The 12,817-nt window shown below is 71.0% G+C and carries 9 protein-coding genes; 2 read left to right on the top strand and 7 right to left on the bottom strand.

Translation table 11 applies throughout. From position 1 onward, the window contains the following. Window positions 1-34: 34 nt before the first annotated feature. The gene (locus ABR737_RS41915) at window positions 35-1,492 is read right to left on the bottom strand and encodes an APC family permease (RefSeq protein ID WP_350256382.1); all 1,458 of its coding nucleotides are present in this window, start codon (window positions 1,490-1,492) and stop codon (window positions 35-37) included. Window positions 1,493-1,808: 316 nt separating this feature from the next. After that, a complete protein-coding gene (locus ABR737_RS41910; protein ID WP_350256381.1) occupies window positions 1,809-3,893 on the bottom strand; it encodes a SpoIIE family protein phosphatase in 2,085 nt (694 codons plus the stop codon). Window positions 3,894-4,375: 482 nt separating this feature from the next. On the opposite strand from ABR737_RS41910, the gene ABR737_RS41905 reads away from it, so the two are divergent. Beyond that, window positions 4,376-5,920 (top strand): AMP-binding protein, encoded by a 1,545-nt coding sequence (locus ABR737_RS41905; RefSeq protein WP_350256379.1) that lies wholly within the window; start codon window positions 4,376-4,378, stop codon window positions 5,918-5,920. 54 nt (window positions 5,921-5,974) lie between these two features. Here ABR737_RS41905 and ABR737_RS41900 read toward each other — a convergent pair whose 3' ends face one another. Together ABR737_RS41900 and ligD are read right to left on the bottom strand one after the other, a co-directional pair. Beyond that, on the bottom strand, window positions 5,975-6,319 hold the full coding sequence (locus ABR737_RS41900) for a hypothetical protein (protein ID WP_350256378.1): 345 nt from the start codon (window positions 6,317-6,319) through the stop codon (window positions 5,975-5,977). Window positions 6,320-6,671: 352 nt separating this feature from the next. After that, window positions 6,672-7,685 (bottom strand): non-homologous end-joining DNA ligase, encoded by a 1,014-nt coding sequence (gene ligD / locus ABR737_RS41895; RefSeq protein ID WP_350256377.1) that lies wholly within the window; start codon window positions 7,683-7,685, stop codon window positions 6,672-6,674. Between the two features lie 117 nt (window positions 7,686-7,802). Between ligD and ABR737_RS41890 the strand changes: the two genes are divergently transcribed. Then, window positions 7,803-8,864 (top strand): ATP-dependent DNA ligase, encoded by a 1,062-nt coding sequence (locus tag ABR737_RS41890; RefSeq protein WP_350256376.1) that lies wholly within the window; start codon window positions 7,803-7,805, stop codon window positions 8,862-8,864. A gap of 62 nt (window positions 8,865-8,926) precedes the next feature. On the opposite strand, the gene ABR737_RS41885 is transcribed toward ABR737_RS41890, so the two are convergent. From ABR737_RS41885 to ABR737_RS41875, 3 genes are all read right to left on the bottom strand, one after another. Further along, window positions 8,927-9,913 carry an MASE1 domain-containing protein gene (locus ABR737_RS41885; protein WP_350256375.1) on the bottom strand — a complete coding sequence of 329 codons (987 nt, stop codon included), beginning with the start codon at window positions 9,911-9,913 and terminating at the stop codon, window positions 8,927-8,929. 63 nt (window positions 9,914-9,976) lie between these two features. Continuing rightward, window positions 9,977-10,810 carry a PP2C family protein-serine/threonine phosphatase gene (locus tag ABR737_RS41880; protein ID WP_350256374.1) on the bottom strand — a complete coding sequence of 278 codons (834 nt, stop codon included), beginning with the start codon at window positions 10,808-10,810 and terminating at the stop codon, window positions 9,977-9,979. A 238-nt stretch (window positions 10,811-11,048) separates the two neighbouring features. Beyond that, complete coding sequence (locus ABR737_RS41875; protein WP_502964456.1) at window positions 11,049-12,677, bottom strand: APC family permease; 1,629 nt, start codon at window positions 12,675-12,677, stop codon at window positions 11,049-11,051. Between the last annotated feature and the right edge of the window lie 140 nt (window positions 12,678-12,817).

The raw sequence follows: 12,817 nt of genomic DNA, 5'->3' as shown, positions 1-12,817 counted from the left end.
CTTCGGGGCCCTACGCGGGCAGCGAGGCCGGGCCCTACGCAGGCATCGAGGTCGCGGACGGCGCCTGTGCGGCAGCTTCCTCGTCCTCGGGGACCGCGATCACCCAGTGCGTGTCCTGGCGCGGGCGCAGGTAGCACACCCAGTACAGCGCGGCGACGGCCACGATGAGGCCGGTGATGACCAGGCTCGTCGTGCTCTGCTGGTAGAGCACCCAGGCCAGCACCACGATCAGCAGCGCCGGGACCGCGGGCCACAGCGGCATCCGCCAGGCCGGCCGGTGCTTGTGCTCCCCGCGGCGCGAAACCAGGGCGCCCAGGGCGACGAAGACATACATCGCGGCCACGGCCACGCCGGTGACCTCGCTCAGGGTGTCGAGGTTGACGAAGCACAGGGCCGCGCCGGGGACACCCACCGCGAGGGTGGCCGCCCAGGGGGAGCCGAAGCGCCGGCCGACGTGCGAGAAGACGCGGTTGACGGCCGACGGCCAGGCCGCGTCACGCGCCGAGGAGAACACCACACGGGAGTTCTGGATCACCATCACGATCGCCGCGTTGATGATCGCCAGGGCGATGCAGAGGCTGACGAACGTACCGACGCCCGAATTGCTCCAGTCCTGCACCATGCCGGCGACGTCACCGGCCCCGAGAGTCTTCAGGTCGGGGGCGCCGAGGGTGATCGCGACCACCGGGACCAGCACCACGGCCGCGCCGATGCCGAGGGTCCACAGCACCGTACGGGAGACGTTGCGACGGGGGTTCTCCATCTCCTCGGCGAGGTACACCGCGGTGGAGAAGCCCTGCAGGATGAAGAGCGCGGTGGCCAGCCCGGCCACGATGAGACCTGCGGTGACGGCGGTGCTGTGGCCGTGTCCGGCGTCGATCACGGGGTGCACGAGCACGGACGCGGACCGGTGGGTGTGAGTGAAGCCGAGGAAGGCGACCACCGCACAGGCGACGACCTCCAGCACCAGGAAGATGCCGGTGATCCAGGCATTGGCGCGCAGATCAAGCAGACCCATGGCGGTGGCCAGCAGCATGACGGCGGCGGCGGTGTACTGCGGATCCAGTTGGATGATCGGTGCCAGGTAGTCGGCGGTGCCCAGGGCGATGATGGGCGGCACGATCATGACGACGATCAGCGAGAGTATGAAAACCAGCCACCCGGCGAGGCGGCCCATGAGCGTGCCCACCATCGCGTACTCACCGCCGGAGCTCGGTATCAGCGTGCCGAGCTCGGAGTAGGTGAAGGCCACCCCGATACACAGCAGTGCCGCGACGGCGATGGTCAGCGCGGTGCCCGTGCCCAGGGTGGCGAACGAGTCCGGCACGATCACGAAGAGCGAGGATGCCGGGGTCAGACAGGACAGCGTGAGCAGGGTGCCGCCGACCACACCGATCGACCGGGTGAGCTGGGGGGCGCCGGAGGTGTCTTTCACCGTCGCACTGCGGGTGTCCCGCTCAGGAGCTGCGGAGGCAACAGGCGTGTAGGGCATATCGGTATCCGTATCCCATCGGTGCTGGCGGCAGGAAGGGGTGGCGTCTTGACGGAAGAACACCGCAAAGCGATCTGAACCCGGACATCCTCAGGTGTCGCTTTGGTGACCGAATACAACCCCTGCCGACGACTCACGTCAAGGTCTTGTTAAGGCCTTCGGGCAACGAAATCCGAAGCTCACCAAGGCCATCGGAGCGCTTATCCACGAGATATCCATGGAAGACCAGCGGATTTCGCGTGGGAATGGGCAGTGCGGCCTCGCACTCCCCACCGCCGAATCCGTTGTGGTTCCGCCGAAACCCGCTGCCGCGCGGTCAGTCCCCGAGCGCATGCACCCGGGCGATGAGCAGCGCGACATCGTCGTGGTCGTGCTCATCGCGCAGTGCGGCGAGGAGGCGGTCGCACAGCCCCTCCAGATCCCGCTCGGGCTCCGCCAGCAGCTCCAGGAGGGTGTCCAGCCGCTCGTCTATGGGCTGGTCCCGGGTCTCGATCAGCCCATCGGTGTAGAGCACCAGCAGGTCGCCGTCACGGAGCGGAACCGTGGTCTGCTCGAAAGGGACACCCCCGACGCCGAGCGGCGCACCGGTGGGCAGATCCAGCAGTTCGGGCGGCCGGTCCGGGCGCACCACGATGGGGGGCAGATGCCCGGCGACGGCGATCCGGCACAGGGCGCGGGCCGGCTCGTAGACGGCGTACAGACAGGTGGCGAAGGCCGGATCCAGACCGCCGGCGATGTGATCGAGGTGGCGGAGCACTTCGGCCGGATCGAGGTCGAGGTCGGCCAGCGCGCGGGTGGTGGTGCGCAACTGGCCCATGGTGGCGGCGGCGTTGATGCCGCTGCCCATGACGTCGCCGACCACCAGCGCGGTCTTGTCGCCGGTCACCGGGATGGCGTCGAACCAGTCACCGCCGACCTCACTGGCCGCCTGGGCGGGCTGGTAGCGGTAGGCGATCTCCATGGCCGTGGGCTGCGGCGGCCGGTGGTTCATCAGATGGCGCTGGAGGGTGAGCGCGGTGCGGCGTTCGCTCTGGTAGGAGCGGGCGTTGTCGATGCAGACCGCGGCCCGGGCGGCCAGCTCGACCGCGAGCACCGCATCGTCCTCGTCGAAGGGCTCCGGGTTGCGGACGCGGTACAGCGACAGCGCGCCCAGGACCTCGCCGCGGGCGATGAGCGGTACGGCGAGGTAGGAGTGCAGCCCGGCCTTGCCCAGGAGGGCGGCGCCCTGCTGGTCCGGGGCGATGTGCGGCAGATCGTCCGGGCCGACGTGCGGAAGGCGCACCGGGCGGGCCTCGGTCACACAGCGGGTGATCAGCCGGTCGGCTTCATAGGAGGCGATCTGGCCGGTGGGGTCGGCAGCGCGGACCGCCTCGGTGTTGTAGGCCGTGGCCACGGCGAGCGCCCGGAAGCGGGCCGGACCGCCACGGGAGAGCGAGGTCGGGCGCCGGCCGTCGAGCACGGCGTCAAGGACGTCGACCGCGGCCAGGTCCGCCAACTCGGGCACGATGACGTCGGCCAGTTCGTGAGCGGTCTGGTCGACGTCGAGGGTGGTACCGACGGTGGCGGAGGCGTCGGCGATGACGGCCAGCCGCCTGCGGGCGCGGGCGGCCTCGGTGGCGGCGCGGTGCTGCTCGGTGACGTCGACGATGGACGTGGCCAGCCCCAGCACCCGGCCGTGGGCGTCCTCCAGCCGGTAGTACGACACCGACCAGGCCCGGTCGGCGTGGGGATCGGCGGCGGTGCGGCCGACGGTGAACTGGTCGAGCAGCGGGGTCCCGGTGTCCAGCACCTCGCGCATCTGGGACACGATGGAGCCGGTGTCCAGAAAGGACAGGGCTTCTTGGACGTCGTGACCGATGTGCTGGTCGGCGGGCAGGTCGTTGATGCGTTCCAGGGCCGGATTGACCATGACGAAGCGCAGCGCGGTGTCCAGGACCGCCAGGCCGATCGGTGACTGGGCGACGAGGCGTACGGACAGCGCCAGATCCCGCTCGACCCGCCGGAGCACGGCCTGGTCGGTGGCGATGCCCAGGGCGTAGGACTCACCGCGCTCGTCCAGCAGCCGCATATTGCGGAACTCGACGAGCCGGGTACTGCCGTCCTTGTGCTGGACGGGGAAGACCCCTGCCCAGCTTTCGCCGCCCGCCATGACCTGGGAGAAGAGGCCCAGGACCAAGTCGAAGTCCTCCGGTCCGACCAGCAGCTGTGCCGCGGGCCGGCCCAGCGCCTCCTTCGCGCTCCAGCCGAAGAGCTGCTCGGCCTGGGGGCTCCACAGGGTGATCCGCCCGTCCGCATCCAGCATCACGGCGGCCACGCCCAGCACATCCAGCAGGCCGCCGGGCTGCCCCGGTGTGGCCCCGACCGGGGCAGCACCCTCGGGGAACGCGTCGGTCGCACCCATCCAGGCACTCCTTCCGCCGGTCATCGCGGACCGACAGCCGTGGCGCTCTCCGTACATCGGCCGGTTCTCGCTGTGCTTCCGTTGCTTTCCATCATCTCTCGACACGGGACGGACCCGCAGGGAGAGCGAGATCCGCAGGGCATCGCCGACCCGTGCGCGAGCGAGCATTATCCGTCGCTGTTCCCAGGTGGGCGACCGTGTTGACGATATTCAGTGCGATGATTTCGGACGCGCTTGCGAGGCGGGCCTGTGGAGCGGTGACCGGGCAGCGCACGGCGGGCGCCCCGGTGAACCCGCCAAGGGCTCTCCTCACGTCCCTGTCCGACCTGGAAACGGGCGTGCACACCGACGTGGACACCGAGTTGGAGATGTTGATCTGCAGCGTTATCCTGAGATTTGGTTGCCTGTAGCAACCAAATCTATGTACATCGCATCCGGCGTAGCCCACTGCGCCCGCCGGCGTCAGGAGGAAGCCTCCCATCATGCCCATCGCCGCCCGGACATTCCGCACCTATGTAGAGGAGAACCTCGATGCACTTAGCGCCGCCCCGGAGCGCGAAGTCCTGGTACACCAAGGCCGCCGCGTCACGGCGGGCGAGTTCCGCTCACTGGTCCACCGCATGGCACGCGCCCTGTGCGCCCGGGGCGTCGCCCGCGGAACGACCGTCACGCTGCTGAGCGGCAACCTCCCGGAGATCATCGCAGCCCGTTACGCGGCCAACCTGGTCGGCGCCCGGGTCAACTACCTCTACAACAAGCTGTCCGCGGAGTCCCAGGCCGCCATCGTCCGCGATGTCGAGACCCACGCCCTGATCGTCGATCCGCGCTATGCCGAACGGGCCGCCGAGGTCACCGAGTTGGCGCCGGTGCCGGAAGTCCTCGTCCTCGGCCCCGCCAAGGTGGGCACGGATCTGCTGGAGCTGGTGGCCGGCCAGCCCGACGAGCCGTTCGCGAGCCGGGCCCGGCCCGACGACGTCTGCACGATCCGCCACACCGGCGGCACCACCGGCCACCCGAAGGGCATCTGCACCACCTTCGAGCAGGCACGCTGGTTCCACGGGGTGCTCCAGCAGCCGGAGACCGAGCGCCGGCAGCTGGTGTGCACCACCCTGGCACACGCCGCGGGTCTGATGGCCGACAGCACGCTGCACGCAGGCGGCACGGTCGTACTGCTCGACGACTTCGACCCGGGCACGGCGCTCGCCGCCATCGAACGCGAGCGCATCACCGATGTCTTCCTGCTGCCGCCGCTGCTCTACCAGCTGATGGACCACCCGGATGCCCAGCACACCGACACCTCCAGCCTGCGGATGCTGACCTACGGCGGCTGCCAGGCCTCCCCGGCCCGGATAGCCGACGCGGTCAGGACGTTCGGCCCGGTGCTGATGCAGGGATACGGGCAGAACGAGGCCGGCGGCATCAGCGTGCTCACCCAGGAGGACCACGACCCGCAGCGCCCCGAGCGGCTGCGATCGGCGGGGAAGGTGCTGCCCGAGGTCGAGGTGGCGGTCCGCGACGAATCGGGCCGCGATCAGCCGGCCGGTGAACACGGCGAGATCTGCGTCCGCTCCGACATGATCATGAAGGGGTACTGGAAGCAGCCCGGGCTGACCGCCGAGGTCCTGCGGGACGGCTGGCTGCACACCGGGGACATCGGATTCCTCGACGACGAGGGGTACTTGACCATCGTCGACCGGATCAAGGACATGATCGTCGTCGTCGGCGGCCATGTGTACACGACGGAGCTGGAGGACCTGCTGAACTCGCACCCGCAGGTACTGCAGAGCGCCGTGTTCGGGGTCCGTGACGCCGACCGCATGGAGCGGGTGCACGCGGCGGTGGTGCGGGCGCCCGGCAGCAGCGTCGACGGGCAGCAGCTGCGCGAGATGGTCTGCGCGGAGCGCGGTGCGATGTACGAGCCCGCCCGGATCACCTTCGTCGAGGCACTGCCGCTGACCGATGCCGGAAAGCCCGACAAGAAGGAGCTGCGCCGGCGGGCCGAACAGGAGGCCGGCGCCCTGGGCTGACAGCGACGAGCCGCCGCAGCCGGGGGCTGCGGCGGCCTGTCGGTACCACTGCCGTCAGAGGATGCCCAGCAGACCGAAGGGGAAGCCCCCGAACCCGTAGCCGTAGTTGCCGTAGCCACAGCCGCCGAAGCCGCCGTAGTTGCCGAAGCCGCCAAAGCCGCCGAGACCGCCGAAGCCGCCAAGGCCACCGAGGCCGCCGAAGCCGAAACGGTCGAAGCCGCCATGGTGGTTGCAGTGGTGCCTGTGGTGGTGACGACCGTGGTGGTGACGACCGTGGTGGTCGCCCTTGGACGATGAGGTCGGCGCCTGCGGGGTGGCCGAAGCCATGCCGGCGAGCGGGACGACGGTAGCGGCGGCAAGGGCCGCGGTGGCCACGGAGCGGCCTATGAACTTGCGCATTGCGTTTCTCCTGTTTGGCAGGAAATCTGACATTTGATGAGTACCGCGCCCCGCCGCAAACCCAGCAGACACGGCGGACAGCCACTCCAACGGCCCCAAGAATTGCTCCAATAGAGGCAATGGATCGGCAAAGCAAGCTGGTCAAAGCCCTGATGGGAGACATGGCCCGGGTGCTCGAAGTACGCCGCGATGACGGTACGTTCGTCGCCGGCGTGCGGCCGGGCGGCGGCCCGCCCTCTCCGCGAGGCGGAGTCCTGGGTCCAGAAGCTCCTGGAGCTCGGGCTGCTGCTGCTCGGCCTCCGGCGGATCGGCCCGGTGCCGGCGCACGGCGCACGGCTCCAGCGCGCCGGCTTCAGTTCTTGCGGGCGCGGCTCGGCTGGACCCTGGACGGCTCCCCCGGCATCTTCGGATGGTCGGGCGGATAGGGCATATCCCCGAGCCCTTCGTCCGCCGCCTGACGGTCCGCGAGGTCCAGGACGGATTCCAGGCCGAAGGCGTGGTCCGTCATGTCCGCGTGCACATCGCCGAGTTCGGCGAACCGCGGGGGGACCGTCCGCAGATCGAAGTCCTCGGGCGCGGCGTCGGACAGCTCGTCCCAGCGCAGTGGGGTGGAGACGGTCGCCCGGGGCCGGGCGCGCAGCGAGTAGGCGGAGGCGATGGTCCGGTCGCGGGCCATCTGGTTGTAGTCGACGAAGACCTTCGCGCCGCGCTCCTCCTTCCACCATGCCGAGGTCACCAGGTCCGGCATCCGGCGTTCCAGCGCCCGGGCCAGGGTGATCGCGGCCCGTCTGACCTCGGTGAAGGTCCAGTGGGGGCGGATCGGCACATAGACGTGCACGCCGCGGCCGCCGGAGGTCTTGGGCCAGCCGCGCAGCCCGTGTTCCGTCAGCAGCTCGCGCAGGAGGTGGGCCACCCGGACGGCGTCCGCGAAGTCGGTGCCGGGCTGCGGGTCGAGGTCGATGCGCAGTTCGTCGGGGTGCTCGGTGTCACCGCGACGGACGGGCCATGGATGGAACGTCAGACACCCCAGGTTGGCCGCCCAGAGGACCGCCGCGGGCTCGGTGGGGCACATCTCGTCGGCGAAACGGCCGCTGGGGAAGGCGATACGGGCGGTGGGCAGCCAGTCCGGCATGCCCTTGGGCGCCCGCTTCTGGTAGAAGAACTCGCCCTCGACGCCGTCGGGGAAGCGCTGCATGGTGGTGGGCCGGTCGCGCAGCCCGCGCAGCACCCCGTCGGCGACGGCGAGGTAGTACTGCGCCACGTCCAGCTTGGTGAATCCGCGCTCCGGGTAATACGTCTTGTCGGGGTGGGACACGCGCACGGTGCGCCCCGCGACGTCCAGTTCGACAGCTCCGGCTCCGGCCATGACTCCACGCTAGATTCCGGGCGCCGCCGCCGCGCGCCGGGCGAGGCGGCGGCCGGCCTCCGCAGGAGCGGCCGTCCCGGCGCGCGGGATACGGCGCAGGCCCTCAGGATCGGGACCATGGACCTGCCCGTCATGCCCCCGGTCTCCCCCATGCTCGCGAAGCCGGTGACCGGCATCCCCGCCGGCATGCTCTACGAGGCCAAGTGGGACGGCTTCCGCGTCGTCGTCTTCCGGGACGGCGAGGAGGTCGAGATCGCCAGCCGTACGACGAAATCGCTCACCCGCTACTTCCCCGAGGTGGTCACCGCGGCACGGGCCGAGCTGCCGCCGCGCTGCGTCGTCGACGGCGAGATCGTCATCGCCCATGACGGCCGGCTGCACTTCGAGGAGCTGCTGGAGCGCATCCACCCTGCCGACTCCCGGGTCCGCACCCTCGCCGAGCGGACGCCCGCCTCGCTGGTCGCCTTCGACCTGCTGGCGCTCGGCTCCGGCGCGCTGCTGCACGAGCCGCAGTCGGCGCGCCGGGAAGCCCTGGTCGAGGCGCTGCGGCCGGCCCGTGCGCCGGTGTATATCGCGCCGGCGACAACGGATCAGGAGCTGGCGCGCCGCTGGTTCACCCAGTTCGAGGGGGCGGGTCTGGACGGGGTGATCGCCAAGCCGCTCGATCTGCCGTACCGGCCCGGCGACCGTGCCATGTTCAAGATCAAGCATGCCCGGACCGCGGACTGCGTGGTCGCCGGCTACCGGCTGCACAAGAGCGGGCCGGTGGTCGGATCCCTGCTGCTCGGCCTGTACGACGGCGACGGGCAGCTGCAGCACGTCGGGGTGTGCGCCTCGTTCCCCATGGCCAGGCGGCGTGCGCTGGTCGAGGAGCTGGCGCCGCTGCTGATGGACGAGGTCTCGGGCCATCCATGGGGCGCGTGGACCGACGAGGCGGCGCATGCCACCCGGCGGATGCCCGGCGGGCCCAGCCGCTGGAGCGGCGGCAAGGACCTGTCATGGGTGCCGCTGCGCCCGGACCGGGTGTGCGAGGTCGCCTACGACCACATGGAGGGCAGCAGGTTCCGCCATACCGCCCAGTTCCGTCACTGGCGTCCGGACCGTACGCCGGAGAGCTGCACCTACGCCCAGCTGGAGGAGCCGGTGGGGTACGACCTGGGGCAGCTGCTGGCGGGCTGAGGGCGCAGCTGCTGCCGGGCCGGCCGGGCGGCGCGGCCCTTCGGTGGTCACCGGGCGCCGGGTCAGGTGGGGTCACCGTCCGGCGGCCAGCGGCGCCGGCTCTCCCCCGGTGCCAGCCGGTCCACCACGTCGGCCAGTTCGCCGCAGGCCTGCTCGATCTTGCGGCGGATGGTGTTCTGCTCGGTGACGATCGCCGACAGCAGCAGCGCGGTGAGCGCCGCGGACGCGTTAAGGGCCTGCAGATTGACCATCGCCTCCAGCAGGCTCTGGCCCTCGAAGGGTCCGGTCCGGGCCGTCGCCGCCCTGATGACCAGGACGGACACCAGCAGCACGCAGGGCGCGGCGCCCGCCAGCTGGAAGCGCAGCGCGGCCCAGACGATCACCGGGAAGACCAGGAAGAGCAGCGAGAGCTCGCTGCGGATCGCGATGACCGCGACCGCGACCGTGACGACCAGCAGGGCGGCCGCCTCCGCCCACCGGTAGCCGGGGACGCCGCGGGGCCAGCGGATCGTGCGGCAGACGAGGAGGAGCGGGGTGATGACGAGGATGCCCATCGCATCGCCCACCCACCAGGCCGCCCAGGTCCGCCAGAAGCCGCCGGCCGGCAGGGCGCCTTTGAGGTAGAGCGTCCCGGTGCCCAGCGTCGCGCTGATCAGCATCCCGGCGAAGGCGCCGAGGGCGACCAGCGCCACCCCGTCGCGCAGCCGGTCGAGTGCGGTGCGGAATCCCACCCGCCGGAGCATCCAGAAGGCACACACCGGGGCCAGGGTGTTGCCCGCCATGATCCCGAGGACCGAGACGTCGAGCGGGTTGATGGTGGCGACGACCGCGAGGGTGCCGAGGGCGATGCCCGGCCAGGTCCGCAGGCCCAGGAGGAGCAGACAGCTCAGGGAGATACCCGTCGGCGGCCACAGCGGCGTGACCACGGCGCCCGAGATGACCACCTGCTCCAGCAGGCCGATCCGGGCGGACGCGTAGTAGACGCCGGCGAGGCCGAGGATCGTCAGGGCGACTGGTGCAAGACGGCGGAGTTCCTCGGTGCGCACCACATGAGCCATCAGACAACGCCGGGGGCCGGGCGCCGGCTGCGACACGCACGCCCGGGCCGCGCTTCACCCGGCTCCGGGCGGGGCCGGGTCGAAGCGCAGTACGAGCACCGCCGAGTCATCGGTGTGCCCGGTGAACTCGGCCACGCTGATCGCCACATCGGCCACCGTGGCCGGATCGCCGTCGGCGTTGGCGCTGACCAGGCGGGTCACCTGTGTCAGCCCCGCCTCTATCGGGAAGGACGGTCCCTCGACCACGCCGTCGGTGAGCAGCACGAACGCCCCCGGGGTGGCGAACCGGTGACGGGTGACCGGGTACCGCTCGCCCGGCATGATGCCCAGCGGCAGGCCCCCGGGGTCGTCGGCGAGGCCGGAGCGGCCGTCGGTGGTGGCCCAGACAGCCGGTACATGACCGGCCCGGGCGCTGCACAGATCCCGGGCGACGGGGTCGAAGCGGACGAAGGTGCAGGTCGCGAAGAGCCCGCAGTCGACCGAGACCAGCAGGTCGTTGGCCCGGCTCAGCACCTCGCCCGGGTCGGCGGCATGGCCGGCGACGGCCCGCAGCCCGAAGCGGATCTGCCCCATGAAGGCGGCCGCCTCGACGTCGTGGCCCTGCACATCACCGATGCAGAAGGCGAGCGCCCCGTCGGACAGGCGGAAGCCGTCGTACCAGTCGCCCCCGATGTCCAGTCCGTGCCGGGCGGGAACGTAGGTGGCGGCGGCGCGCAGCCCCGGTACCCCCGGCAGCGCGGCCGGCAGCATCTCGCGCTGCAGCGCCTCGGCCAGCTCCACGCGCGCCCGCTGCTTCTCGGCGCCCTCCCGCGCCTGGGCGGTCAGCCGTCCGAGCGTGCTCAGCAGGTCGTCGGCGCTCGCCGACCGCGGGGGACGACGCCGCAGCATGGGCCGCTCCCAGGTGCATCGGTGTGCCCGCCAGGGAGCGTGCTCCGTACGGCAGTCCGCGGTGGCCGCCTGACCTGGCCTGACGGGGCTCCGGTGGAGCCCGCCTCTCCCGATTCATCTTATTTCTGCGGGAGGACTTCCGCTTGACGGCCGCGGGGCGGGGCGACGGGGCGGGCGGCCGCCCGGACGATCGGGACTGCCGGGTCGTCCGGCCCGCAGCCCCGCCCCGCGGCCGGACTCAGGCGGCCGCCGGGCGGGCCACCGCCAGGTGCCGGACGCCGGACCGTACGGCCCAGAAGAAGACCGCCAGCGCCAGGACGGCCACGGTGATCGAGTCGTACGGGGCCGGCAGATGCCCTGAGCCCCCGAACGTGCCCAGTCCGGAGACCACGGTCAGGGCGACGAGGTAGACCACCAGCCAGGCACCGGTGCGGAGTTCGGCACCGAGCGGACGGCTCGGGCCGGCGCCGTCGTCCTCGACGCGGACGCCGGGGCGGCGCATGGCCAGGAAGATCAGCAGGCCGCCGAGGACGAGGGGCAGGGCGAGGCGCAGGTCGTCCCAGCCCGACCAGTAGACGAACTCGCTGGCCACCACGAAGCTGAGCGGTGCGATCCAGCGCAGCCCGGGGACCCAGCCGGCGGTGTGGCCGCCCGGCTCGGCGCGGAACACGGCGACCGCGACCGCGGAGGCGGCATAGATCAGCAGGTACATATCGCCCATGACGCTCACGATGTCCTGCCAGCCGCCGAACGGGAGCAGGAAGATCACGATGACGAGGAGGTTGATCGCCAGGGCCCGGCGCGGGATACCGAACCGCTCGTTGACCTTCATGAAGTACCGGGGGATGGTGCCGTTCTTGGCGAGCGCGTAGGTGTGCCGCGCGTCGATCGCCACGCCGACGTAGGCCGAACCACCGGGCGAGATCACCGCGTCCGCGTAGAGCAGGCTGGCGAGCCAGTGCAGGTTGAGGATCAGCGCGAGCTGGCCGAACGGCGAGTCGAAGGAGACCCCCTGCCAGCCGTGGCCGAGCAGATGCTCGGGGACGGTGAAGAGGAACGCCAGCTGCAGCGCCAGGTACATGACGACGGCGAGGCCGATGCCGGTGAGGACCGCGGCGGGGATGGTCCGGCGGGGGTTGCGGGTCTCGCCGGAGAAGTCCAGCGGCGCCTGGAAACCGTTGACGGAGTAGACGATGCCGCCGCCGGCCAGCGCGGTCAGACAGGCGACATAGCCGTACGGTGCGAAGCCCCCGTGGTCCGTCAGGCGGCCGGAGTGCCAGCCGGAGGCAATCAGTGCCACCACGGTGATCACCGGGACGAGGATCTTGAACACCGAGATCAGGTTGTTGAGTTGGGCGAACATCCGCACCGCGAACCAGTTCAGCACCGTCAGCACCATGCTGAGCCCGGTGGCCAGGGCCAGCCCGGCGAGGGTGAGGGTCTGGCCGTTGTAGATGCCCGGCAGGTAGTGCGCGGCGTACTGCATGATCGCGCTGATCTCGGCGGCGGTGCCGCCCACCGACAGCATTGTCGACCAGCCGATGAGGGTGCCGACAAGCCGGCCGCTGGCGAACAGCGGCCAGCGGACCGTGCCGCCGCCCTCGGGGCGGCTGGCGCCGAGTTCGATCATGACCAGGGCGACCAGGCCGCACAGCAGGCCGGCCCCGACCCAGGACAGCAGCGCCGCAGGGCCGGCGGTCTGTGCCGCATACATGGCGGCAAACAGCCAGCCGGAACCGACGATATTGGAGAAACCGATGCCCGTCAGCCCCCAGAAGCCCAGGTCGCGGCGCAATCGGCGCTCCTGCGCCAGCACTTGTGGGGCGCCGGCCCCGTCGCCCCCACCTGATACCTGACGCTCCGTCACGAAAGCGGCCTCCTTGATTCACTGTTCCGGCTCGCCGGACCCTACTCGACGAGCGCCGAAGAGGAATCTTCCGTTCCACCTGCGGACACTTCCTGCACACAGCGCATCGGACGAACACGCAGCGCAATGAAGGGGCACCG

The organism is Streptomyces sp. Edi2 (assembly GCF_040253635.1).
In the GTDB taxonomy this organism is placed as follows: Bacteria; Actinomycetota; Actinomycetes; order Streptomycetales; family Streptomycetaceae; genus Streptomyces.
The sequence above is the reverse complement of the archived record's forward strand: the minus strand, read 5'-3'. Positions and strand labels throughout refer to the sequence as shown.